This is a genomic window from Xanthomonas sp. NCPPB 4467, assembly GCF_041475665.2.
In the GTDB taxonomy this organism is placed as follows: domain Bacteria; phylum Pseudomonadota; class Gammaproteobacteria; order Xanthomonadales; family Xanthomonadaceae; genus Xanthomonas; species Xanthomonas dyei.
Map to the genome: position 1 here is coordinate 1,993,529 of NZ_CM191260.1, position 24,113 is coordinate 2,017,641.

The 24,113-nt window shown below is 64.5% G+C and carries 19 protein-coding genes, 1 tRNA gene and 1 other RNA gene; 11 read left to right on the forward strand and 10 right to left on the reverse strand.

The window, feature by feature from the left end; genetic code table 11:
• Nucleotides 1-49 precede the first annotated feature (49 nt).
• The 4 genes from ACCQ06_RS08775 to ACCQ06_RS08790 form a co-directional block, all read right to left on the reverse strand.
• Nucleotides 50-125, reverse strand: a non-coding RNA gene (locus ACCQ06_RS08775) — sX9 sRNA.
• A 122-nt stretch (nucleotides 126-247) separates the two neighbouring features.
• Complete coding sequence (locus ACCQ06_RS08780) at nucleotides 248-607, reverse strand: hypothetical protein (RefSeq protein WP_316691749.1); 360 nt, start codon at nucleotides 605-607, stop codon at nucleotides 248-250.
• Between the two features lie 130 nt (nucleotides 608-737).
• Nucleotides 738-2,981 carry a DNA topoisomerase IV subunit A gene (parC, locus tag ACCQ06_RS08785; RefSeq protein WP_316691751.1) on the reverse strand — a complete coding sequence of 748 codons (2,244 nt, stop codon included), beginning with the start codon at nucleotides 2,979-2,981 and terminating at the stop codon, nucleotides 738-740.
• A gap of 60 nt (nucleotides 2,982-3,041) precedes the next feature.
• On the reverse strand, nucleotides 3,042-3,893 hold the full coding sequence (locus ACCQ06_RS08790; protein ID WP_316691752.1) for an AraC family transcriptional regulator: 852 nt from the start codon (nucleotides 3,891-3,893) through the stop codon (nucleotides 3,042-3,044).
• Nucleotides 3,894-4,015: 122 nt separating this feature from the next.
• Here ACCQ06_RS08790 and ACCQ06_RS08795 point away from each other — a divergent pair, with 122 nt between their 5' ends.
• The 5 genes from ACCQ06_RS08795 to ACCQ06_RS08815 all read left to right on the forward strand — a co-directional run bounded on the left by ACCQ06_RS08795 (nucleotide 4,016) and on the right by ACCQ06_RS08815 (nucleotide 10,344).
• The gene (locus ACCQ06_RS08795; protein ID WP_316691754.1) at nucleotides 4,016-4,456 is read left to right on the forward strand and encodes a MarR family winged helix-turn-helix transcriptional regulator; all 441 of its coding nucleotides are present in this window, start codon (nucleotides 4,016-4,018) and stop codon (nucleotides 4,454-4,456) included.
• Entirely contained in the window at nucleotides 4,453-5,967 is a 1,515-nt protein-coding gene (locus tag ACCQ06_RS08800) for an efflux transporter outer membrane subunit (RefSeq protein ID WP_316691755.1), read from the forward strand. Before ACCQ06_RS08795 ends, ACCQ06_RS08800 begins: the two co-directional genes overlap by 4 nt.
• 10 nt (nucleotides 5,968-5,977) lie before the next feature.
• A complete protein-coding gene (locus ACCQ06_RS08805) occupies nucleotides 5,978-7,171 on the forward strand; it encodes an HlyD family secretion protein (RefSeq protein WP_316691756.1) in 1,194 nt (397 codons plus the stop codon).
• 6 nt (nucleotides 7,172-7,177) lie between these two features.
• Nucleotides 7,178-8,758, forward strand: a complete 1,581-nt coding sequence (locus ACCQ06_RS08810; RefSeq protein WP_104613967.1) for a DHA2 family efflux MFS transporter permease subunit — start codon at nucleotides 7,178-7,180, stop codon at nucleotides 8,756-8,758.
• Nucleotides 8,759-9,009: 251 nt separating this feature from the next.
• A complete protein-coding gene (locus ACCQ06_RS08815; RefSeq protein WP_316691758.1) occupies nucleotides 9,010-10,344 on the forward strand; it encodes a serine hydrolase domain-containing protein in 1,335 nt (444 codons plus the stop codon).
• A 518-nt stretch (nucleotides 10,345-10,862) separates the two neighbouring features.
• Here ACCQ06_RS08815 and ACCQ06_RS08820 read toward each other — a convergent pair.
• The 3 genes from ACCQ06_RS08820 to ACCQ06_RS08830 all read right to left on the reverse strand — a co-directional run bounded on the left by ACCQ06_RS08820 (nucleotide 10,863) and on the right by ACCQ06_RS08830 (nucleotide 15,219).
• A tRNA-Leu gene (locus ACCQ06_RS08820) sits at nucleotides 10,863-10,949 on the reverse strand.
• 130 nt (nucleotides 10,950-11,079) lie between these two features.
• Nucleotides 11,080-13,269 carry a beta-glucosidase family protein gene (locus tag ACCQ06_RS08825; RefSeq protein WP_316691759.1) on the reverse strand — a complete coding sequence of 730 codons (2,190 nt, stop codon included), beginning with the start codon at nucleotides 13,267-13,269 and terminating at the stop codon, nucleotides 11,080-11,082.
• 180 nt (nucleotides 13,270-13,449) lie between these two features.
• A complete protein-coding gene (locus tag ACCQ06_RS08830; RefSeq protein ID WP_316691760.1) occupies nucleotides 13,450-15,219 on the reverse strand; it encodes a M14 family metallopeptidase in 1,770 nt (589 codons plus the stop codon).
• Nucleotides 15,220-15,503: 284 nt separating this feature from the next.
• Between ACCQ06_RS08830 and ACCQ06_RS08835 the strand changes: the two genes are divergently transcribed.
• Both ACCQ06_RS08835 and ACCQ06_RS08840 read left to right on the forward strand, forming a co-directional pair.
• Entirely contained in the window at nucleotides 15,504-17,069 is a 1,566-nt protein-coding gene (locus ACCQ06_RS08835; RefSeq protein WP_104613963.1) for a POT-type proton-dependent oligopeptide transporter, read from the forward strand.
• A gap of 7 nt (nucleotides 17,070-17,076) precedes the next feature.
• On the forward strand, nucleotides 17,077-17,685 hold the full coding sequence (locus ACCQ06_RS08840; protein ID WP_104613962.1) for a rhomboid family intramembrane serine protease: 609 nt from the start codon (nucleotides 17,077-17,079) through the stop codon (nucleotides 17,683-17,685).
• 140 nt (nucleotides 17,686-17,825) lie between these two features.
• On the opposite strand, the gene ACCQ06_RS08845 is transcribed toward ACCQ06_RS08840, so the two are convergent.
• A complete protein-coding gene (locus ACCQ06_RS08845) occupies nucleotides 17,826-18,026 on the reverse strand; it encodes a hypothetical protein (RefSeq protein ID WP_104613961.1) in 201 nt (66 codons plus the stop codon).
• A 213-nt stretch (nucleotides 18,027-18,239) separates the two neighbouring features.
• Here ACCQ06_RS08845 and ACCQ06_RS08850 point away from each other — a divergent pair, with 213 nt between their 5' ends.
• The 3 genes from ACCQ06_RS08850 (at nucleotide 18,240) to ACCQ06_RS08860 (ending at nucleotide 19,977) form a co-directional block, all read left to right on the forward strand.
• On the forward strand, nucleotides 18,240-18,524 hold the full coding sequence (locus ACCQ06_RS08850; protein WP_104613960.1) for a GNAT family N-acetyltransferase: 285 nt from the start codon (nucleotides 18,240-18,242) through the stop codon (nucleotides 18,522-18,524).
• Between the two features lie 40 nt (nucleotides 18,525-18,564).
• Entirely contained in the window at nucleotides 18,565-19,410 is an 846-nt protein-coding gene (locus ACCQ06_RS08855; RefSeq protein WP_316692527.1) for a DUF3298 and DUF4163 domain-containing protein, read from the forward strand.
• A 66-nt stretch (nucleotides 19,411-19,476) separates the two neighbouring features.
• Complete coding sequence (locus tag ACCQ06_RS08860) at nucleotides 19,477-19,977, forward strand: MarR family winged helix-turn-helix transcriptional regulator (protein ID WP_104613958.1); 501 nt, start codon at nucleotides 19,477-19,479, stop codon at nucleotides 19,975-19,977.
• Nucleotides 19,978-20,067: 90 nt separating this feature from the next.
• On the opposite strand, the gene ACCQ06_RS08865 is transcribed toward ACCQ06_RS08860, so the two are convergent.
• Nucleotides 20,068-22,266 carry a M3 family metallopeptidase gene (locus tag ACCQ06_RS08865; protein WP_316691765.1) on the reverse strand — a complete coding sequence of 733 codons (2,199 nt, stop codon included), beginning with the start codon at nucleotides 22,264-22,266 and terminating at the stop codon, nucleotides 20,068-20,070.
• A 372-nt stretch (nucleotides 22,267-22,638) separates the two neighbouring features.
• On the opposite strand from ACCQ06_RS08865, the gene ACCQ06_RS08870 reads away from it, so the two are divergent.
• The gene (locus ACCQ06_RS08870) at nucleotides 22,639-23,124 is read left to right on the forward strand and encodes a glutathione peroxidase (RefSeq protein ID WP_228322605.1); all 486 of its coding nucleotides are present in this window, start codon (nucleotides 22,639-22,641) and stop codon (nucleotides 23,122-23,124) included.
• 178 nt (nucleotides 23,125-23,302) lie between these two features.
• On the opposite strand, the gene ACCQ06_RS08875 is transcribed toward ACCQ06_RS08870, so the two are convergent.
• On the reverse strand, nucleotides 23,303-24,082 hold the full coding sequence (locus tag ACCQ06_RS08875; RefSeq protein WP_104613955.1) for a ferredoxin--NADP reductase: 780 nt from the start codon (nucleotides 24,080-24,082) through the stop codon (nucleotides 23,303-23,305).
• Nucleotides 24,083-24,113 lie beyond the last annotated feature (31 nt).

Here is a 24,113-nt window from a genome sequence, read left to right on the forward strand (position 1 = left end):
TTGCATGCCACGAAGATGGCTCATCGAAACATGTCCGGTGCTTTAGAGCGGCTAACAAAACGTAGCCAGCAGTTGTCAGGTGGGTGTGGACGGCGCGCAGGAACCGGAGTGTATGCGTGGTCCCTGCCGCACCGAGCACCGGCCTCCTGGCGGTGAGTACAGTCGTTTTGTTCGCTGCTCTTGGCAGAGACGCTACAGCAATTGCTCAAATCAGGTCGCGTGCCATGGACGGACGTGACTGCATGATTCAACTGGCTTGCAGACGCGCAATGAGCAGCAGTCCTTCTGCATCCGCAGACGCCTGATCGTAATGAACCAGGCCAGCAAAATCCGTATCGACCATGATGCCGTTGCCAAGATAGCTCCAGCTCTCGTGTCCCGGAAGATAATCGGCCATATCCATGCAGGCAACGACTTTCCCGCGATATTGCGAGTCGATCTCGATGAGATCACCGGCTTTTGATTCTTGGCCATCCGCGTACAGCATTGAACCTCCCAGCCAATGCGCCGCAGCGCGGTGCGTTGGTGATTCATTGCAATGGAAAATCCCGTCCTTCCACCTTCTGCCGCCGCCTCGGTAAATCGAGGTGGCGGAGATGCCAGCCACGCCGCCGCGCGCCGATTGGATGACAGGCCGTTACTGCACTGCCAGTCCATCCACCTTCTGCCGCGCCTCAGTAAACCGCGGAGGCGGCAATGCCAACCGCGCCGCCGTGCATCACCGCGATGACAGACCGTTACTGCACTTCCAGTCCATCCACCTTCTGCCACCCGCGCGGCAACAACGAGCCACGACTCGCACGTGTGCCCACATACGTGTCCAGATCCTTGAACGACAGGCTCATGGTGCGCGCGCCGCTGCGGACCAGCAGGGTGTTGCCCGGTGCCACCGCGACCACCGCCACCACGCGCTCGGTGCCGAGTTTGGCCTTGGGGATCTCGATGATCTTGTTGCCTTTGCCCTTGTCCAGCTCGGGCACGTCGGTGGCCGGCACCGCCAGCAGGTTGCCGGCGCTGGTGACGGCGACGATGCGGTCGGTCTGCGGGTTGCTCACATGCGCCGGGCTCAGCACATGCGAGCCGGTGGTCAGGTTGAGCATCGCCTTGCCGGCCTTGTTGCGGCCGGTGAGGTTTTCGAAACGGGTCACGAAACCGTAGCCGTGCGAGGACGCCAGCACGAAGCGGGTGGCGTTGTCGGCACTGGCCATGACCTGGAACGACGCGCCCGAGGCCGGCGAAAAACGCCCGGTCAGCGGTTCGCCGTTGCCGCGCGCCGAGGGCAGCGTGTGCACGGCAGTGGAATAGGCGCGGCCATCCGAATCCAGAAACGCCACTTGATGGGTACTGCGGCTGCGCACTGCGGCCAGCAGGCTGTCGCCGTCGCGATACGACATGCCGGCCGGATCGACCTCGTGACCCTTGGCTGCGCGCACCCAGCCCTTTTCCGACAGCACCACCGTCATCGGTTCGCTGGCGACCATCTCGGTTTCGTCGATCGCCTGCGCGGCGCCACGCTGCACCAGCGGCGAGCGACGTGCGTCGCCGAACTTCTTGGCGTCGGCGGTGAGCTCGTCCTTGATCAGCTTCTTCAGCTTGGTCTTGCTTTCCAGGATGGCCATCAACTGCGCGCGTTCCTTGGCCAGCGCTTCCTGCTCGCCGCGGATCTTCATTTCTTCCAGGCGCGCCAACTGACGCAGCTTGGTTTCCAGGATGTATTCGGCCTGTTCCTCGCTGAGCGCGAAACGTGCGATCAACACCGGCTTGGGTTCGTCTTCGCTGCGGACGATGCGGATCACTTCGTCCAGATTGAGGAAAGCGATCAACAAGCCTTCCAACAGGTGCAGGCGACGCTCGACCTTTTGCAGGCGATGGTTGAGGCGCCGGGTGACGGTATCGCTGCGGAAGGTCAGCCACTCGGTCAGCAGCTGGCGCAGATTCTTCACCTGCGGCCGGCCGTCCAGACCGATCACATTGAGATTGACGCGGTAGCTGCGTTCCAGATCGGTGGTGACGAACAAGTGGCCCATCAATTGCTCGGCATCCACGCGGTTGGAGCGCGGCACCAGCACCACCCGCACCGGGCTGGTGTGGTCGGACTCGTCGCGGATATCTTCCAGCCACGGCAGCTTCTTGGCGCGCATCTGCTGGGCGATCTGTTCGATCACCTTGGACGGCGATACCTGATACGGCAGCGCATCGATGACGATGTTGGCGTGTTCTTTTTTATACGTGGCACGTGCGCGCACGCTGCCATGGCCGGTCTCGTAGATGTTGCGCAGGTCGGCAGCCGGGGTAATGATTTCCGCAGTGGTCGGGTAGTCCGGGCCCGGCACGTGCTCGCACAGGTCGGCGACCGTGGCATCGGGGTTGTCGAGCAGGCGCAGCAGCGCGCTGACGATCTCGTTGAGGTTGTGCGGCGGTACGTCGGTGGCCATGCCGACGGCAATGCCGGTGGTGCCGTTGAGCAGCAGGTGCGGCAGGCGCGCCGGCAACCAGGTCGGTTCTTCCAGGGTGCCGTCGAAGTTGGCCGCCCAGTCGGTGGTGCCCTGGCTGATTTCGCCCAGCAACACTTCAGCGATCGGGGTCAGCTTGGACTCGGTATAGCGCATCGCCGCGAACGACTTGGGATCGTCGGTGGAACCGAAGTTGCCCTGGCCTTCGATCAGCGGGTAGCGGTACGAGAACGGCTGCGCCATCAGCACCAGCGCTTCGTAGCACGCGCTATCGCCGTGCGGATGGTACTTACCGATGACATCGCCCACGGTGCGCGCGGACTTCTTCGGCTTGGCGGCCGCGTTCAGGCCGAGCTCGCTCATGGCGAAGATGATGCGGCGCTGCACCGGCTTCAGGCCGTCGCCCAGGAACGGCAGGGCGCGGTCGAGCACCACGTACATCGAATAATCGAGATAGGCGCGTTCGGCGTACTCGCGCAGCGGCAGCTGTTCGAAGCCGTGGAAGGTGGGGCGGGTCAGATCGGTCATGTAAAGCCAGGTCCTGCGAAAGAAGAGCCCGCACCAGAGCGCGGACTCGAAGAGCGCCGATTATCCGGATGCGGCGAGGGATGCCAAGCCGCGCGCGTGGCCGGCAGCCAGATAACGGGTGGGCGGAGCGCCGAAATGGCGGTGAAACACACTGACGAAGGCACTGGGGCTGCTGTAGCCGAGCTGGTCGGCCACCTGCGCCACCGCGCTGCCCTGGCTGAGCCGGCGCAGGCCTTCGGCCAGCCGGGCCTGCTGCCGCCATTGCGCAAAACTCAACCCGGTCTCGTCGCGAAAATGCCGGCTCAGGCTGCGCGGCGACAGCCCGCCCCAATCGGCCCAGGCATCGAGCGCGCGCGGGTCGGCGGGGGTGGCGAGCAATTGCCGGGCAATCCGCAGCAGGCGGCGGTCGGCCGGCATCGGCAGGTGCAGGTGGTCGATCTGGACCTGGCATAGCTCGTCCAGCAGCACCGCGGCCAGCCGTTGCTGGGCGGTATCCAGCGGCTGATCCAGCGGCCAGCTGGCGGCGCGCATGATTGCTTCGCGGGCCAGCCCGGTCAGCCGGATCACCCCGCCTTGCGCGGGCAGGGCGGCGCAGGCATCCGGCCGCACCACCACGCCCCAGCCGCGCATCGGACCGGCCAGCTCCACGGTGTGCTGCTGGCCGGGCGGCATCCAGCCGGCGCAGCCCGGCGGCAGCGACAGCGCGCCCTGTTCGGTATGCACGGTCAGCACGCCTTGCTCGACGACCATCAGCTGCCCGCGCACATGCGCATGCCATGCGGTTTCCGGTGCCCACACCGCGCGCAGGTCGGCCAGGAACGCGATCAGCACCGGGCCGTCGGCCCATTCGAAGCTGCCACGCACGCCGGGCGGCAGTGCATCCACCGTCGTTGGCGGGTTTTCGATAGTCATTGGCTTGATCGTATTACCAGGCCAGCCAAAGCGGCGCGTAAGGTGACAATCCTTGCTGACGGTTTAATCCCGGTTGAGATATTTGCGTTGACAAATATATTTTTCAGAACAAAATGTGTCGCATGAATTCAACGCCCACCGCTCCGCCGTCGTTCGGGTTGCTGTTGCGCCAGGTGCGCGACGCGCTGATGCGCCAGCTCGATGCCGAGATGAAGGGCGAGCTGCCCGACTTCGGTTTCAGCCACTACGTCGGTCTGAAGATCCTGGCAGTGCGTTCTCCCTGCACGGCCAACGAACTGGCGCAGGCGCTGGACCAGACGCCGAGCGCGGTAACCCGCCTGCTCGACAAGCTCGAGGCCTTGGGCGCAGTGCGGCGCGAGCCGCATGCCCAGGACCGGCGCGCGCTGCAGATCGTCATGACCGAGCAGGGTGTGGCGCTGTGGGAACGGCTGCGCTTGCGTGGCGAACGTGCGATCGAGCATGGCCTGCGCGACCTGGATGCCCCTGAGCGCGAGCAACTCACCTCCCTTCTTATCCGTGTCCGCGATGCACTCAACTCATGAACGCTGCTAGTTCCTTCATCCAGACGCTGCGCCCGCGCTCGATGCGCCTGGCGCGGCCGCTTGTTCTCACCGCATTGACGCTGGTGCTGGCGGCCTGCGCCAGCAGCCGTGGGCTGGCGCCGCAAGGCACCGTGCTCGACGCCAGCCAGCTGCATGCCGAGCGCACCCTGGCGCAAACCGGGCTGAGCCCGGCGGCATGGCCGGCCAGCGATTGGTGGCGCGCGCTGGGCGATGCGCAATTGAATGCGCTGATCGGCGAAGGCCTGCAGCACAGCCCCAGCCTCGACGCCGCCGACGCGCGCCTGCGCCAGGCACAGGCCCGTATCGGCACCGCGCAGGCCGATCGCGGCCCCAGCCTGTCGGTCTCCGGCGGCTACGCAGGCGTGCAGTTGCCGGAATCGGTGGCCGGCGAGGAACGCGGCGGACGCTTTGGCGGTAACGGTCAGCTGGTGGTGGATTTCCGCTACGGCGTGGACCTATGGGGCGGCAAGCGCGCCGCCTGGGAAGCGGCAGTGGACACCGCGCACGCGGCCGAGGTGGATGCGCAGGCAGCGCGCCTGAACCTGTCGGCGGCGATCGCCGAAGCTTATGCGCAGCTCGACTACGCCTGGCGTCTGCACGATGTGGCCGACGAAGAACTGGCGCGCTCGCGCAAGACCGTGGAGCTCACCCAGCAGCGCCGCAGTGCCGGCATCGACAGCGATCTGCAGCTGCGTCAGGCGCAGGCCCGGGTGCCGGCCGCGCAGCAGCAGGTGCAGTCGGCGCAGCAGCAGATCGACGAGGCGCGCAACGCGCTGGCGGCGTTGCTTGGCCAGGGCCCTGACCGCGGGCTGGACATCGCACGCCCGGTGCTGGGCGCGACCATTGCCGCGCAGCTGCCGAGCAACCTGCCGGCCGATCTGCTCGGCCGTCGCCCGGACGTAGTGGCTGCGCGCTGGCGCGTGGAGGCGGCCGACAAGGACATCGCCACGGCCAAGACGCGCTTCTATCCCAGCTTCAACATCATCGCCCTGGGCGGCGTGGTGAACCGCGATGTCGGCCAGTTGCTGGAAAACGCGTCGGTGTTCGGCGTGGTTGCGCCGGCATTGAGCCTGCCGATTTTCGACGGCGGCAAGCTGCGTGCCAGTCTGGCCGGCAGCGATGCCCAATACGACCTGGCGGTGGCCGACTACAACCAGAAGGTGATCGCGGCGCTGCGCGAAGTGGCCGACCAGGCCAACGCAGTACGTTCGCTGGAGCAACGCGCACGTGCGCAGGACGACGCCGTGCAGACCGCTGCTGCGGCATTCGATCTGGCGCAGCAGCGCTACCGCGCCGGTATCGGCGGCTATCTGGACGTGCTCAGCGTGCAGGAGCAATTGCTCGTCGCACGCCAGCGCATGGCCGGGCTGCAGTCGCAACAACTTTTGGCCTCGGTGAGGTTGCAGCGTGCGCTGGGCGGCGGATTCACGCCGGAGCCCGCACGCGACACCGCACACACCGCGCCCACTTCCGCACAACCGAATTCCTGAGACATCGACGATGAGCCAGACGACTCCAACTTCTTCCCAACCCGCGCCCGCCGCACCCAGCAAGCGCCGTGCGGCGCTGCGCATCGTGGCCATTGTGGTGATCCTGGCGATCATCGGCGTCGTGACCTGGTACGTCCTGGTCGGCCGCTGGTACGAGGACACCGACGACGCCTACGTGCAGGGTAACCAGGTGCAGATCACCCCGATGGTGGGCGGCACGGTGGTCAGCATTGGCGCCGAAGACGGCATGCGCGTCGAACGCGGCCAGCTGCTGGTGCAACTGGACCCGGCCGATACCGCAGTGGCGTTGCAGCAGGCCGAAGCCAATCTGGCCAAGACCGTGCGTCAGGTGCGCGGTCTGTACCGCAGCGTGGAAGGCGCGCAGGCCGAGTTGTCGGCACGCGAAGTCACCTTGCGCAGTGCCCGTGCCGACTTTGCGCGCCGCAAGAATCTGGCTGCCAGCGGCGCCATCTCCAACGAAGAACTGGCGCATGTCCGCGAAGAACTGGCTGCCGCCGAAGCGGCAGTGAGCGGCTCGCGCGAGAGCTTCGAGCGTAACCGTGCGTTGATCGACGACAGCGCGCTGTCCGATCAGCCGGATGTGCAGACGGCTGCAGCGCAGGTGCGTCAGGCCTATCTCAACCACGCGCGTACCGGTGTGGTGGCACCGGTGTCCGGCTATGTCGCACGCCGTTCGGCGCAGGTTGGCCAGCGCGTGCAGCCGGGTAGTGTGCTGATGGCGGTGGTGCCGCTGGAGCAGGTGTGGGTGGAAGCCAACTTCAAGGAAACCCAGCTCAAGCACATGCGCCTGGGCCAGGAAGTGGAGCTGCATTCGGATCTGTACGGCGGTGGCGTCGACTACACCGGTCGCATCGAGAGCCTGGGCCTGGGCACCGGCAGCGCGTTCTCGCTGTTGCCGGCGCAAAACGCCAGCGGCAACTGGATCAAGATCGTGCAGCGTGTGCCGGTGCGCATTGCGGTGGACAGCAAGCAACTGGCTGACAACCCGCTGCGCATTGGCTTGTCGATGAAGGTCGACGTCAATCTGCATGACCAGCAGGGCAGCGTGCTGCCGACCAAGCTGGCGACCGGCTCGGTGTTCTCCACCGATGTGTATGCGCAGCAGTTGCAGGCTGCCGACGCCGACATCCATCGCATCATCCAGGACAACCTGCCGTCGCAGGCTGCCAGCAAGGCGGGCTAAGCCACCATGTCTTCGCAAGCTCCCACCGCGTCCGGCGGCCCGGCGGCGCCGGCGCCCGCTGCCGGCTTTCGTCCGGCCAGCGTGGCGTTGTGCACCATGGGTCTGGCCATGGCCTCGTTCATGCAGGTGCTGGATACCACCATCGCCAACGTCTCGCTGCCGACCATCGCCGGTAATCTCGGCGCCAGTTCGCAGCAGGCCACCTGGGTCATCACCTCCTTCGCGGTGAGCACGGCGATCGCGTTGCCGCTGACCGGCTGGTTGAGCCGGCGGTTTGGCGAGACCAAGTTGTTCGTGTGGTCCACGTTGGCCTTCACCATCGCCTCGCTGCTGTGCGGGCTTGCCCAGAGCATGGGCATGCTGGTGGTCGCGCGCGCGCTGCAAGGATTTGTGGCCGGGCCGATGTATCCCATCACCCAGAGCTTGCTGGTGTCGATTTACCCGCGCGAAAAACGCGGGCAAGCGCTGGCGTTGCTCGCAATGATCACCGTGGTGGCGCCGATTGCCGGGCCGATCCTGGGCGGCTGGATTACCGACAACTACAGCTGGGAATGGATCTTTCTGATCAACGTGCCGCTGGGCATCATTGCCAGCAGTATTGTGGGCTCACAGTTGCGGCATCGCCCCGAACAGCTCGAAAAACCGCGCATGGATTACATCGGCCTGATCCTGTTGGTGGTCGGCGTGGGCGCGTTGCAGCTGGTGCTGGACCTGGGCAATGACGAAGACTGGTTCTCGTCCGACAAGATCGTGGTGCTGGCCTGTGTCGCTGCCGTGGCGCTGGTGGTGTTCGTGATCTGGGAACTCACCGACAAAGACCCCATCGTCGATCTCAAACTGTTTCGGCACCGCAATTTCCGCGCCGGCACCTTGGCGATGGTGGTGGCGTATGCGGCGTTCTTCAGCGTGAGTCTGCTGATCCCGCAGTGGCTGCAACGCGACATGGGCTACACCGCGATCTGGGCCGGCCTGGCCACCGCACCGATCGGCATCCTGCCGGTGTTGATGACGCCGTTCGTGGGCAAGTACGCATTGCGGTTCGATCTGCGCATGCTCGCCACCGTCGCCTTTATCTTTTTGTCGTTCACCAGCTTCCTGCGCTCCAACTTCAACCTGCAGGTGGACTTCAGCCACGTGGCCACCGTGCAATTGCTGATGGGCGTCGGCGTGGCGTTGTTCTTCATGCCGGTGCTGCAGATCCTGCTATCGGATCTGGACGGGCGCGAGATCGCGGCCGGCTCCGGCCTGGCTACGTTCCTGCGGACGTTGGGCGGCAGCTTCGCTGCATCGCTGACCACGTATCTGTGGGCGCGCCGCACGCAAGTGCACCACGCGCACATCACCGAACACATCTCGGTGTATACGCCCGGCATGCAGGAACAAGTGGCTGCGATGGGGCAGGGCGACCTGCAACGCGGCGCGGCCTCGCTCAACAACATGATCAACCACCAGGCCTCGCAGATGGGCTTCAACGACATCTTCTATCTGCTCGGCTGGACGTTCCTGGTTATCATCTTCTTCCTGTGGTTGGCCAAACCACCGTTCGGCGCGGGCGCCGGTGGCGCGGCGGCGGCTGGGGGGCACTGAGCGCACGGCAGGTTGTGCGGCTCGGCTAGACTGGCGCTGTTCACTCAGGAGCAGCGCCGATGGTCAGGTGTTGGGCAGGTAGGGCATTCACGGATGGAGCTTCGCCAGCCACGTCGCGATCATCGCCTCTGCCAGCGCGGCGACTACACCTGCCGCAGTGGTTTGTATGGTTGCTGCTGTGTCTTGCGGTGTGCTGTTGCTTTCCCGTCGCTGCCACGCCTGAGCCTCTTGCCGACCGCCTGACCCGGCAAATGCAGTTCAATCGGCAACGCTACGGCATCGTCGGCCAGGCGGTGGTTGTCGTGCACAACGGCAAGCGGGTGTTTCGCGGAGTCGACGGCGTTGCCGATCTGCAGACGCAGCAGCCGGTCACGGACGAGCAGATCTTTCCGGCGTTTTCGGTCGCCAAGCTGTTTGTCAGCACCTTGGTCATGCAGCTGGTCGAGGCAGGGCAGATCGACCTGGATCAGCCGGCCAGCCAGTATCTGCCTGCGTTACCCGAACCCTGGAGGCACATCACCGTTCGGCAGCTGCTCGATCACACCTCCGGTCTGCCGGAGTACTTCGAACCGTCGCAGATGCGTGGCGCGGACGATGCCAATGCGCGCTTTGCGTCCAGCGCGCAGGCGATGTTCGAGCGACTGGCCACACAGCCCTTGGCCGCCGTTCCCGGCAGCGAAACGCGCTATACCAACACCAATTACGTGGTGCTTGCGCAGCTACTGCAGGCCCACTACCGCAAGCCTTATCCACAGATCGCATCGGAGCGGATCATCGCCAAGCTGCATCTGACGCGCACATCAATTGGGCGCCCACTGCTGCCTGCGCACAGCGTGGCCAGCGCGTATCTCGGTACCGACGGCAAGCTGGAGCCGGAGCCCACTGTCGCCTGGCCGGAGTACGCGCTGGCGCATGGGCAGTTGTACACAAACGTCGACGATCTGAGCACGTTTCTGGAGGCGGTGCGGACCGGGCGCCTGGTGGGCAAGGAGACCCTGCGCAAGCTCTGGCAACCGCAGACGCTTCCCAACGGGCAGCGCGGCTGGTTCGCCAGCGGTTGGGAGGTCGGGCAAGACGATGCGTATCAATCTGTCGGCCACGATGGCGGCGCGCGAGTGCGGGTGCGGATCCTGTTCGATACGACGCTTGATGGTGACAGCTACAGCGTGGTCTATCTCACTAATGGCCGTGCGCGCGGTGTGTGGAGCAGGGTGCTGCTGGACAGCGTCCTTGCCACGCTCTCACCGCAACGGTTTCCCAGTAAATCGCTGGCTGAAACACTGATCGCCTTCGCACTGCACGCTCCTGACGAGCGGGAGACTCGCACCTTCGCGCAGGCACTTCGGGCACGGCCCGGCCTGTCCGATGCGGCGCTCGAACGGGCGATCAACGCGACTGGCTACACCGTGTTGTCCAACCTGGGCGCCACCGCCGCGATCAGGGTGTTTGCACTCAACGTGGACTTGTTCCCGGCATCGAGCAATGCGCGGGACAGCCTGGCGGAGGCGTATGAGGCGGCGGGAGATGTCGCGCGCGCCAAGCGCATCAGACAAACGATCAAGGACAGATCCAGCAGTCCTGACTAAGCGCAGTCAACACGCCACTGTCGCGGTAGAGCCAGATGCCTCCGCTGTCGGCGAGCACATTGAACGCTGTGCCAAGCAAGGCCGCATTGGTGCGACGACACCTGCGCCTGATGCGTCTGCGACGGGCTTGCATGCGCCTGCTGTGCCCACGCGGGCGTGCTGAGCGTGGCAATCAGCAACGAGGCACGTGGCGGCGAGCGGCGCATGGGGAGTGCCGTGATGGTGGCGCGGCATCCTCATGCGTGTGGATCGCGTGCGGCGAGTGTCGAAAGTCACTGCCTGGCGCGGTGCAGCGTTGGATCTACGTAAAACGCTGCGGCCACGCGCAGCCATGTGTCTTCGTTTGCAACACATCGCGATGGATCACTACTTCTGTGCTTGCTGCTCGGCGTGAGCTTGGCTGGTGCTCAGTGACTTGGCCACGCGATGCAGGAATCAATCGCTCCGCGTGCGAGAGCAAACGCCCAAACGCAAAAAACCTCGCCGAAGCGAGGTTTTTTACGATCTACCGTGAGTCTTGGTGCCCAGGAGAGGACTCGAACCTCCACGAAGTTGCCCCCGCTAGCACCTGAAGCTAGTGCGTCTACCAATTCCGCCACCTGGGCGACTCAGGGGGCGAATTGTGCAAGTTGCACGTGCGGCTGTCAACGCACTTTCTTACATTTTTGTGTGCGGCATGCAGCGCTCGGCAGCCGGGCGTGGCGGACGCATGGATCACGTGCCCGCCGCCGCCGTTTACGGTAGCTGTGCAGCCTGCAAGGTAACCTCCGCACTCTGCACCGGCTCATTCGCCGAGCGCGCCAGTTGCACGCGGTAGGTGCCGGCAGCGATCTTCCAATGACGTGCCTTGGTATCGAAATCGGCCAGCGTCTTCGGTTCGGCCACCACCTGCACGCTGCGCTTTTCGCCGGGCTTGAGCGTGAGCTTCTGCCAGCCGATCAGGCGCAGCGGTGTGGCATGGCCATCGGGCAAGGTGACGTAGAGCTGCGGCACTGCGGCGCCTTCGCGCGGGCCGGTGTTCTCCACCTCGAAGCGCGCGGTGAGAGTGCTGCCTTGCGCGTCCACCTGCAGGCCGCCCATGCGGAACTGCGTGTAAGACAGACCGTGGCCGAACGGATAACGCGGGGTGAGCTTGCGCGCGGCAAACCATTTGTAGCCGACGTTGGCGCCTTCGATGGCGTAGTCGATGCTGTCTTCGCCCGGCTTGGCCGGCTTGAAGCCCAGCCCCGGAATCGACGGGCGCGGCAGCTGCGATTCGTCCACCGGCCAGGTCACCGGCAAATGGCCGGACGGATTTACCACGCCGGTGAGCAGGTTGGCGATCGCTTGGCCGCCGCCGATGCCCGGATACCACGCCTGCAGCACCGCCGGTACGCGCTCGGCCCAGGGCATGCGCACGGGGCCGTTGGTTTCCAGCACCACGGTGGTCTTGGGGTTGGCCTTGGCCACTGCGTCGATCAACGCATCCTGGTTGTCGGGCAACTGCATGTCCGGCAGGTCCACCGATTCGGCGGCCCATTGGGTGGCGAACACGATGGCGACATCGGCCGCTTTGGCCGCACGTGCGGCCGCATTGTGGTCCTTGCCGTCGACATAATCGATCTGCACGTTCGGCAATGCGGCGCGCAGTGCCTGCAACGGCGAGGACGGATGGATGATCACCGGGCCGGGCCAGGTGGTCGGGGTGAGCCCGGGCACCGCGTTGCCGCCATTGATGGTGTAGTCCACCCGCGAGGAGCCGCCGCCGGACATCACGCCCTTGTCGGCGTAGCCGCCAATCACCGCGATGCGGCGCACGTCCTTGGACAACGGCAACAGGGCCTGCTCATTACGCAGCAGCACGCTGCCTTCTTCGGCCACATGCTGTGCGGCCAGTTGCCCGGCCTTGCCATCGATGGGTTGGCGCTGGGTCGGGTGATCGAACGCGCCATGCGCAAACAGGCTGCGCAATACGCGCTTGACCATGTCGTCGAAGCGCGCGCGCGGCACCACACCGGCACCCACCGCCATGCGCAACGGCGCATCGAAGAACACTGCCGCATCGAACACTTCGCCGGCCGATTGTTGATCCAGCCCGGCCAGCGCGGCCTTGGAGCCGCTGTGCACACCGCCCCAATCGGACATCACATAGCCGGGGTATTTCCATTCCTGCTTGAGCACCTGGTTGAGCAGGTAATCGTGCTCGCAGCCGTAGATGCCGTTGATCTTGTTGTACGAACACATCACCGACGCCGGGTCGCCGATCTTCAGCGCAATCTCGAAGGCCAGCAGGTCCGACTCGTGCATCGCCTGCTCGCCAATCTCGGCGCTATGGAAGTTGCGCCGGGTTTCCATGTCGTTGAGCGCGAAGTGCTTCATCGTCGACAGCACGTGTTCGCTCTGCACGCCGCGGATCGATTCGCCGACCATGGTGCCGGCCAGCAGCGGGTCTTCGCCGGCGTATTCGAAGTTGCGCCCGTTGCGCGGATCGCGCTGCAGGTTGACGCTGCCGGCCAGCAGCACGTTGAAGCCCTGCTGCCAGGATTCGCGGCCCATGGTCTTGCCGCCGGCAAAGGCCAGCTGCGGGTTCCAGCTGGATGCCGTAGACGGGCCGGACGGCATCGCGGTGGCGAAGTCGCCCTTGCGGATGCCACCCGGATTGGTCACGCCCACGCCGGCATCGGCCAGCTGCTGCGCGGGGATGCCCAAGCGTGGAATGCCGGGCACATAGCCTGCCGACCCCAGCGCGCCTTCCGGCTTGGGAATCTTGTCGGTGCCCAGGCCGAAATAGCTGCGCAGCATCTGGAATTTTTCGTCGTCGGTCATCTGCGCCAGCAGGCGGTCCGCACGTTGGTCGGCGGTCAACGCGGTGTCCATCCATGGCGGCGCTGCCGCTGCGGATTGTGCGAGTGCCAACGGCGCAGACAGCGCGATGCCCAGGCCCATGACCACCGCCAAGACGCGCGGGCGAGGGCGAAGAGTGGTCGTTGTAAACGGTTTCATAGCGGGATGTGGCACGGGGTGTCCTTGTGGTGCTGAGTCATGACGAAATTGGGGGCAGCGAGATGCCGGGATGGGAGGCGCGCGCAGGCGCCGCTCTGTCGCTCGCCTGGAGAGGCGGCGCGGTTAGAAGTCGGTCTGCGCGGTACGCAGCACCGGATACAGCTGGTAGCGCTCGTCCCAGGAAGCGTGACGCTTGGCGAAGAACTCCAGGCGCGCTTGCGGGCTGTTGGCAAACTCCGGGTCGCTGGCGATGCGCTGTTCGAACTGCGCCTTCAACGCGGCGTCGTTGGCCAGCATGTCGCGCGCCACGTCTTCGGCCACATAGGCCTCCATGTATTCCTTGCGCTCGAAGGCCGCGTTGAAAAAGCCCCACTGCAGCAACGAGTCCGGTGCCTGCGGCTCCAGCATCGCCATCAACAGGCGCGCCTTGGGTTGCGCAATCGGCACGAACAACGCGCCGGCCGGCACGCTGCGGGTTTCATCGCGCCATTGCCCACCGACCTCCAATGTCTGGTGACCTTCGTTCGAGCGCGCGGCAAAGTTGGCGGTGTCGGCACGGAAGGTTTGCACCGGGTGCTCGGCCGTACTGGCGACGGTGCGGAAATCGATGCCATGCAGACGTAGTTTCTCGGCGACGAAGGCCGCTTGTGCTGCCGGCACCAGATAGCCGCCACGCGGTGCGTCGACCACCAGATCGGGTTTGATCTGATCGCGCAGCGGTACCTTCCAGATCTGCGGTTTGCTCTCGTCGTAGCGCGTCATCAACGCGCCGGAAATCGGCGAGGGCGTGCGCGTATACGCATAACCGCGAAACGCCACGGTGCGTGCGGCAGGGCCGGCGGCAAAGCGCAGCGGCTCGGGCATGCCGGCCAGCTGGCTGGCGCGCTCATCGGCCGCCAGCGCATCGGCGCGCCAGGCGCTGCCATGTCTTGCGGCCTGCTGCAGCACCGACACGATGGCATTGCGGGTGACCCGCACGCGCGTGGGGTAGTCCTTCCACGAATGGGTTTCCACCAGCATGCCGAAGCGGTTGCGCAGCAGGAAATAGCCATGCGAAAACCGCGGCGGCGAGACGTCGTCGGCAAAGCCGGAGCTGGGGTCGTCTTCGTGCACGAACGACGGGTAATACGGCAGCGGCAGCGAGCCTTGCTTGGCCAGATCGCCCAGCACCGCATCGCGCCAACGCGTGCCGTCGCGCTGCAGCGTGGTGTCGCCGGCATGCACCGGCTCCACCTGCACCGAGACGTCGTGCTCGAACTTGGCGCCGTCGGTGACATGCAGGTCCACGTACATCAGCGGGTCCCACTGCTGTACCAGCCGCAGCATGGCCTGCATCTCCGGCGCGTCGGCCTTGACGTAGTCGCGGTTGAGATTGAGGTTCTGCGCGGTGACACGCCAGCCCATCTGCTCGGGGCCGCGCTGGTTGGGGCGGTTCCAGGCACCGAAACGCTCGTGTCCATCCACGTTGAACACCGGCACGAACACCCAGACTAGCTTGTCGAGCACGCCCTTGCCGGCCTTGCCATCGAGCAGCTGGCGCAAGGCCAGAAAGCCTGCATCCTTGCCATCGATCTCGCCGGCATGGATGCCGCCCTGGATCAACACCACCGGCAGTTTGCGTTGCGCGGCGCTGGCCGCATCCAGCGCGCCGCTGGTGGAGGCGATCAACGCCTTCATTGGCCGACCTTCCGGTGTGGTGCCGAACTCCACGCAACGCACCGCCTGCGGATACCGCTGCGCAAACGCATCGCACAGTGCGATGACTTCGTCATAGCGGCCGGTCTGCACAAAGCCGCTGCGCTCGGCCTGGGTGGTCAGCGGTTCGGCGGCCAGCACGGCAGGGGCGCAGATCAACAACAACAGGCTCAGGGCCAGGCGGGTGAAGCGGGGCATCCAGCGGTCCAGTGTTCCAGGAAAACGTTTGCAATGTAGCCGAGCCGAGCTGGCAGGCCAATCTGCACTGCGGCATGGCCGCCGACTTCAAGCGAGCGCGAGTGAATCGAAAGCAATGCTTTTGCCCGGGGATCGACGCGTTCTGCGTACGCCCGCACTCGGCGCCGAATGCGTATGGCGCAATGCCCGTAGCGCGCGACGCCAGCGGCCGATCTGCTCCCACATGGCGGCCGGGCTCTCGGCGCCGGTACGATAGGGCCTGTCTTCGCTCGACCGGACCGCCTTTGACCACCTCGACCTTGCCGGGCCCCACGGCCGGCGCACGTCTGCCGCGCCAGATTCCTTTCATCATCGGCAACGAAGCCTGCGAGCGTTTCAGCTTCTACGGGATGCGCAACATCCTGGTGCAGTTTCTGATCACCTCGCTGCTGCTGCAGGAGGTTGGCGGGCCAGGCCGCGAGGCCGAAGCCAAGCACATCCTGCACAGCTTCATGATCGGGGTGTTTTTCTTCCCGCTGCTGGGCGGCTGGCTGGCCGATCGGCTGTTCGGCAAATACAACACCATTCTGTGGTTCAGCCTGATCTATTGCGCGGGCCATGCGTGTCTGGCGATGTTCGAGGGCAGCCGTCACGGCTTCTTCGTGGGGCTGGGCCTGATCGCGTTGGGCGCAGGCGGCATCAAGCCGCTGGTGGCCTCGTTCATGGGCGACCAGTTCGACCAGTCCAACAAACACATGGCCAAGGTGGTGTTCGATGCCTTCTACTGGATCATCAACTTCGGCTCGTTGTTCGCCTCGTTGCTGATCCCGCTGGCATTGAAACATCTGGGCCCGGCGTGGGCATTCGGGATCCCGGGCATTTTGATGTTCGTGGCCACGCTGGTGTTCTGGCTGGGGCGCAAGCGCTACGTGCTGGTGCCGTTGCCGCCGAAAGACCCGCACGGGTTCGGCGCGGTGCTGCGCACGGCATTGCTGGCACGCGCGCCAGGGCAAGGACGGCCTGGTCTGGCGTTGGCAATCATCGCGGTGGTCGCTGCACTGGCCTGCATGACGCTGATCGAGCCGCTGGGCATCGTCATCTGTCTGTGCATGGCGCTGGTGCTGCTGCTGGCCGGGATCGGCGGCGGCACCTGGTGGCAGCTGGAACGCGCGCGTGGCACGCATCCGGATGCAGCGGTCGAAGGCGTGCGCGCCTTGCTGCGGGTGCTGGTGATCTTCGCGCTGGTGACGCCGTTCTTTTCGTTGTTCGATCAGAAGGCCTCGACCTGGGTGCTGCAGGGGCGCGAGATGACCATGCCCGCGTGGTTCACCGCCTCGCAGATGCAGGCGCTCAATCCGCTGCTGGTGATGTTGCTGATCCCCTTCAACAACCTGGTGCTGTACCCGCTGCTGCGCCGTCGTGGCTGGGAGCCGACGCCGTTGCGTCGCATGACCAGCGGTATCGCCTTCAGTGGCGTGGCGTGGATTGCGGTCGGCGCGATCCAGGTCGTCATGGACGGCGGCGAGCCGATGCACATCGCCTGGCAGATGCTGCCCTATGCCTTGCTCACCTTCGGCGAGGTGCTGGTGTCGGCCACCGGCATCGAGTTCGCCTACAGCCAGGCGCCGCCGTCGATGAAGGGCGTGGTGATGAGCTTCTGGTATCTGACCACCACGGTGGGCAATCTGTGGGTGCTGCTATCGAACGCGGCGGTGCGCAACGCGACGGTGACCTCCCATATCGCCGATACTGGGCTCAGCGAAGCGGCATTTCTGATGTTTTTCTTCGCGGCCTTCGCATTTCTGGCAGCACTGGCCTTTGGCTTGTACGCGCGCCGTTATCGCATGGTCGACAATTATCGTTCTGCCTGAGGTCCGCATGATTACCCTGATCCTGATCGCCATCACCGGCATCGTCTCGTGGATGGCGTTCAACAACCGCAAGCTGGCCGACCGGCTCATCCTGTGGCCGCCGGCGTTGGACAAACAGCGCCAGTACGACCGCCTGGTGACCTACGGCTTCATCCATGCCGACCTCGGGCACCTGGTCTTCAACATGATCACGCTGTTCTTTTTCGGACGGGTGATCGAGAACGTGATGACGCAGCTGACCGGCAGCGTGCTGACCTATCCGTTGTTCTATCTGGCCGCGCTGGTGGTGTCGATCCTGCCCAGCTATCTGAAGAACCAAAAGAATCCCAACTACCTGAGCCTGGGCGCCTCCGGTGCGGTGTCGGCGGTGTTGTTCGCCTTCATCCTGCTGCAGCCGTGGACCATCATCCTGGTGCTGTTCATTCCGGCACCGGCGATCATCTATGCGGTGTTCTACGTGGGCTACAGCCTGTGGATGGACCGCCGCGGCGGCGATCGCATCAACCACAGCGCACACCTGGCCGGTGCGGCATTCGGGGTGATGTTCATGCTGATCATGGAGCCGCGGGTGTGGCAGATCTTCCTGGAGCAGCTGTCCAATCCGCGCTTCGGCTGAGGGCGCTGGCAGGTCCGGCCGCTCGGGTACCGGGCTGGCCGGCGTTGCGGTAATGCATCAGTGCAGCGGTTGCGTGCGGCAACCGTGCCAGGACCGACGCCATGGCGTCACAGGTCCTGGCAGGTGGACAAATGCCGGCATCAGGCCGCGCTGCGTTCCCGGTCGGTGCTGAGCGCCGCGCCCGACACCGCGCCGTAGGCCTGCTGCAAACGCTCGTAGACGGTATCGTTGAGTTGTGCGAAGTCGGGGTTGTGGGTGTCGCCAGTGATGGCGAACTGGAACAAGCCTTCCAGCAGCGAGCTGTCGCTGTCTGTGCCGTGTCCTGCCGAATCGTTGTGCATGCGGTGACTCCTCGTTGGTAAGGCGAGGGCGCTGGCCAGGCCGGAGACCGGTCGCAGGAAGCGCCTTCGAGTCAGCTATCGGCGCTGCCCGAGCGAACTTAAGGACGTCTTTGCCAAGCCGGGCTGGCGGTCACAGCGTGGATTCATTTTCACGCAGGCGCGGCGTCGCGCTGGTCACACTTGCCGCACATTCACTGCCGGGCGCACACCACGATGGAGGCAGCGACAGTGCACGCCGAACACGACCCGACACAGCAGCGCTTCGTTGTTGACACCGAGGGACATCGCGCCGAGCTGGTGTATCAGATCGAGGGTGCGCGCATGACCATCACGCACACGCTGGTGCCGGATGCGATTGCAGGGCGCGGTATTGCCGCCGTGCTGGTCGAGTCTGCTTTGCAGCATGCGCGCGAGGCCGGCCTGAAGGTCGTGCCAGCGTGCAGCTACGCCGCCGCCTACGTGCGCCGGCATCAACAGTTTCAGGATCTGCTGGCCTGACGGACAGCAGTAGATGGTTCGATCAGGGGAGCAGGTGGGAATGGTGCGGTTGCTTGGATTCAAGAGTGTGCGGGGTCTGCTGATGCTGGCCCTGTTGGCGGGCTGTACGCAGCGCGAACCCGCAGCAGTCGAGCCCATCGAACCGGCCGCCGATGTGGCCGCAGCGACAACGCCGGCTCCAGCACCGCTGATGGTGCAGAGCGGCCCGCTGGAAGATGTGATCGAACATGCGCCTGCCTATATGGTCGGCATCAGCTATCCGCCTGGGCTGGATGCGTATCCGGAACTGGCCGCGTTGATTCGTAAGTATGCGCAGGATGCCCGCAGCGAACTGATGCAAGCCGTCTCCGGTCTGGGCAACGACAAGCCGGCGGCGCCTTATGAGTTGTCGCTGGCATTCGAAAAACTATTGCAGACCACCGACCTGATCGTCATCTCTGCCGATGGCAGCCGCTATACCGGTGGCGCGCACGGCGAGCCGCTGGTGGCGCGCTTTGTGTGGTTGATCAAGGAGCGTAAGCAACTGACCGCACAAGCGTTGGTTCCCGATCCGGCTGGATGGGAAAAGATCGGTCGCGATGTCGCTGCGCAATTGCATGCCGCTGCCACTCAACGTGTGGAAGCCGATCGGGTGCCGGTCGAAGAACAGGCCGAACAAGTCGCATCGGCCGACCGCATGATCGCCGAAGGCACTGCAGCGCAAGTGGACAACTTCGCGCAGTTCGTCCCGGTGTTGAATGCGGCCGGGCAGATCGTTGCAGTGCGCTTCGTGTTTCCGCCTTATCAGGTCGGGCCGTACTCGGATGGCACGCAAACGGCCGAGGTCGCTGCATCCACGTTGATGCCGTGGATCGCGCCGGAATATGTACATCTTTTCGCTCGCTGAGGTGTCGCCCCGTAAGTGATGTGATTGAATGGTTCGGCCATTCAGTAATGTAGCCAAACGGGTGATATGAGTAGTTTCGATCCAACCGCAAATCGCGTGGACCACACCTGCGCGCGCTACCCAGCCTTTCCGCGGGAGCCGGGTGTCCTGGTGAGGTTGATCAAGCATGTCTACAAGCGGCTGCACACCATCAGTTGTGTGCGACTCAAGCCGTACGGGATCAGTCCGCCGGAATACGAAATCCTGATGATGTTGTACGGCACGCCCGAACAGGCGATTACGCCGACCGAGGCGGCAGAGGCGGCCAGCGAGAAGCCGGCCAACATCACCCGGCTCACCGACCAGCTGTGCGAGAAGGGCTTGATCGCACGTGGCAGCAGTCCCGATGACCGGCGCAAGATCATGCTGACCCTGCAACCGGCCGGGCTGGCGTTGATCGAAAACGTGTTACCGGAAGCATGCACGTTGTTGCACGAGGAGACGGCGGACATCAGCGAGGCCGAGCAGGTGCGTTTGGAAAAGCTGCTGAAGAAATTGCTCAATGGCGTGGACGCCATAGAGATCTGAAGGTCACGCGCCAGCTGCGTCGCACGCCACGGCCAAAACGACAACGCCGTCCGAATCGCTCCGGGCGGCGTTATGGTGACGCAGATCCGATTACGGCTTGGACTGCGGTGCCTGCGGTGTTGCGCCATCGCCGCCTTGCGCACTCAGGCCGCGCTTTTCAAGCAAGGGCTCGATCTGCGGTGCGTGCCCGGCAAAGTTCTGGAACAGCTCCATCGCATCCACACTGCCGCCCCGCGACAGCAGCGTCTGGCGGAAGCGGTCGCCATTGGCGCGGCTCAACCCGCCATGCTGCTTGAACCATTGCTGGGTGTTGGCATCCAGCACTTCGGACCAGATGTAGGCGTAATAGCCTGCCGCATAGCCGCCCATGATGTGGCTGAAATACGGGGTCTTGTAGCGTGGCGGTACCGGCGCGTAGGCAATGCCGTCCTGCTGCAGGGCCTTGGCTTCGAAGGCAATGACGCCGGCTGCGTCGGGCACCTGGTTGGCGCTGATCTGATGCCAGTTCTGATCCAGCATCGCCGCACCCAGATACTCGGTGGTGGCAAAACCCTGGTTGAACTTGGACGCGGCAATCACCTTGTCCAGCAAGGCCTGCGGCATCGGCGTGCCGTTCTGATAATGCTTGGCGTAGTTCTTCAGGATGGATGGCTCATCCGCCCACATTTCGTTGACCTGCGAGGGGAACTCGACGAAGTCGCGCGGCACGCTGGTGCCGGAGAAATACGGGTATTTGACGTCGGAGAACATGCCGTGCAGCGCATGGCCGAACTCATGGAACATGGTGGTCACTTCGTCCCAGGTCAGCAGCGTCGGCTGGCCGGCCGGCGGCTTGGGGATGTTGAGGTGATTGGCCACCACCGGCTTGAAACCGGTCAGGTCCGACTGCGACACGTATGAGTTCATCCATGCGCCGCCGCGCTTGGATTCGCGTGCATACATGTCGGCAATGAAGATCGCCAGCTGCTTGCCGTCGGCATCGAACACGTCATAGACGGTGATGTCGTCGCGGTAGGTCGGCAGATCGGTGCGCTGCTTGAAGGTCAGGCCGTATTCCTGATTGGCTGCATAAAACACGCCGTTTTCCAGCACGTTCTTGAGCTCGAAGTACGGCTTGAGCTGGGACTCGTCGAAGTTGTACTTGGCCTGGCGCACCTTCTCGCTGTAGTAGGCCCAATCCCACGCTTCGAGTTTGAAGGTCGGCTTGCGTGCGGCTTTTTGTTCCTTGTCGATCATCGCCTGCAGATCGGCAGCCTCGCGCTTGGCGTTAGCCACCGCGGCTGGTGCCAGCTTGCCCAGCATGGCGTTGACCGCTTCCGGGGTCTTGGCGGTCTGGTTTTCCAGCGAATATGCGGCGTAGGTCGGGAAACCGAGCAGCTTGGCCTTGTCGGCGCGCAGCTTCATGATGCGCGACACCAGCGCGGTGTTGTCGTACTGACCACCATGGCTGCCGCGCGAGACCGACGCGTCATAGATTTTCTTGCGCAGCTCGCGATTCTTCAGCTGGGTCAGCGGCGGCTGGCCGGTGGTGTTGAGCAGCGCAATCACGTACTTGCCATCGAGCTTGCGCGCCTTGGCCGCTTCGGCAGCAGACGCGATCTGCTCGTCGGACAGACCATCGAGCTGCTTGACGTCGTCCACCACGACCGCCGCCGCGTTGACCTCGGCCAGCACGTTCTGGCTGAAGGTGGTGCCCAGGTTGGCCAGTTCGGCATTCATCGCCTTGAGCGTGGTCTTGTCGGCATCGGAGAGCTTGGCGCCATCGCGGACGAAGTCGCTGTAATACTTCTCGACCAGACGCAGGCCTTGTGCATCCAGGCCCAGCTTGGCGCGTTGGTCGTACAAGGTCTGGATGCGCGCGAACAGCTTGCCGTTGAGCGAAATCGCATCGCGATGCGCAGCGAACTTGGCCGAGTAGTCGGCCTGCAGTTTCTTGCGTGCATCGTTGGTGTCGGCACCCACCAGGTTGAAGAACACCGTGGTGGCGCGATCGAGCGTGGCGCCGCTCTTCTCCAGCGCGACGATGGTGTTGTCGAAGCTCGGCTTGGCTTTCTGGGTGGCGATCTTGTCCACTTCCTTCAATTGCTCGGCCATGCCGGCGTCGAAGGCGGGTGCGAAGTCGCTGTCCTTGATCTTGTCGAACTGCGGGTAATGCAGCGGCAGCGTGCTGTCGGCAAAGAAGGGGTTGGCTTGGGTGGCAGCCTGCGTGGTGGCGGGTGCGGCGATGCTGTAGGACGGCATGGCAAGTCCCAGGGAGGCGGCCAGAGCAAAAGCGAGACGGGTGGTCAAGAGGGTGGCTCCAAAGTGCGAACCGGCGAGGCTAACCCAGCCCGCCGGGACAGGCGTGTGACAAAAGGCATGGCTGGCTGGCGGACGCGACCATGCAACAGAAGACGCCACAACCCAAGGCCGCTGGCACGCGGTGACTTCGCCAAGACGAGCCGGCAACGGCTTGGCGACACATCAGGACATGCGGCAGCGCCTGACCCGCGAACGCGCTGCCGGGGTTGTCCTGCACACAGATAGGCAAGCAGCCATCGATGCGCAGCGAGAGCGCATTGCACCGTGTCGCGTGGGCGGAAGCGGCAGCTCTGCGCGCGCATGGCGTGGTGGGCCGATACGGCTGGGTTAGGCTGGCGCCTTCCCTATCGAGAGCTGTCGATGACCGCGCTATCCACCTTCGAGTTCACCGACCTGGACGGTCACCCGCATGCCCTGGCCGACTACGCCGGCAAGGTGCTGCTGGTGGTCAATGTGGCGTCCAAATGCGGTTTTACCCCGCAATACGCGGGATTGCAGGCGTTGTGGCAGCGTTATCGCGAGCGCGGGTTGGTGGTGATCGGTTTCCCGTGCGATCAGTTCGGCCATCAGGAGCCGGGCGATGCGGCACAGATCCGGCAGTTCTGTTCGCTCGACTATGCGGTGGATTTTCCGCTGGCGTCCAAGGTCGAGGTCAACGGCAATGGCGCGCATCCGCTATGGCAATGGCTCAAGCACGAACAACGCGGCCTGCTGGGCTCCGAGGCGATCAAGTGGAACTTCACCAAGTTCCTGGTCGGCCGCGACGGCACCGTACTGGAACGCTATGCGCCGACCACCAAGCCGGAGGCGCTGGCCGCCGATATCGAGCGTGCGCTAGGAGCCTGAGATAGCAAACGCATGCCCACCTTTAAACGTGCCTGGATCGTAGGAGCGCACCCGGGCGCGACGAAGCGTTGCCGAAAATGCGAGGCGTCATGCCAGATATGAGGCGTTACCGGGATTGCTTCGTCGCGCCCAGGTGCGCTCCTACGGTGGTGCAGTAGCGGCTACCCCGCACGTTGCATCATTTCTCGACGAAGGCGCGCTCGAACACGTAATGCCCCGGGGTGCCGATGCGTGGCGAGGTCTGGAAACCGCGTGCGTCCAGCAAGGTGCGCAGGTCGGCCAGCATCTGCGGGCTGCCGCAGATCATGAAGCGGTCGTTGGCCGGGTCCAGGGTCGGCAGGCCCAGCGTCTGCTGCATACGGCCATCGGTCATCAGCTCGGTCAGCCGGCCCTGATTGGCGAACGCTTCGCGAGTGACTGCCGGGTAATACAGCAGTTTTTCGCGCAGGATGTCGCCGAGGAATTCGTGCTGCGGCAGCTCGCGCTCGAAGTAGTCGCGATAGGCCAGATCCTGCACGAAGCGCACGCCCTGGGTAAGGATCACCTTGTCGAAGCGCTCGTAGGTTTCCGGGTCCTTGATGATCGACAGCCACGGCGCCAGCCCGGTGCCGGTGCCCAGCAGGTACAGGTTACGACCCGGGTGCAGGTCGCTGATCAGCAGCGTGCCGGTGGGCTTCTTGCCGACCAATACCTTGTCGCCCGGTTGGATGTGCTGCAGCCGCGAGGTCAGCGGGCCGTCCGGCACCTTGATGCTGAAGAACTCCAGATGCTCTTCCCAGTTGGCGCTGGCGATCGAATACGCGCGCAGCAACGGCCGGGTTTCGGTTTCCAGCCCGATCATCACGAACTGACCGTTTTCGAAGCGGAAACCGGCATCGCGGGTCGTGGTGAAGCTGAAGTAGGCATCGGTCCAGTGACGGACCTCAAGCACCGTTTCGGCGCCGAAAGCGGAAGACATACCGGTTTAGTGTCGTGGGAGGAGTACCCGG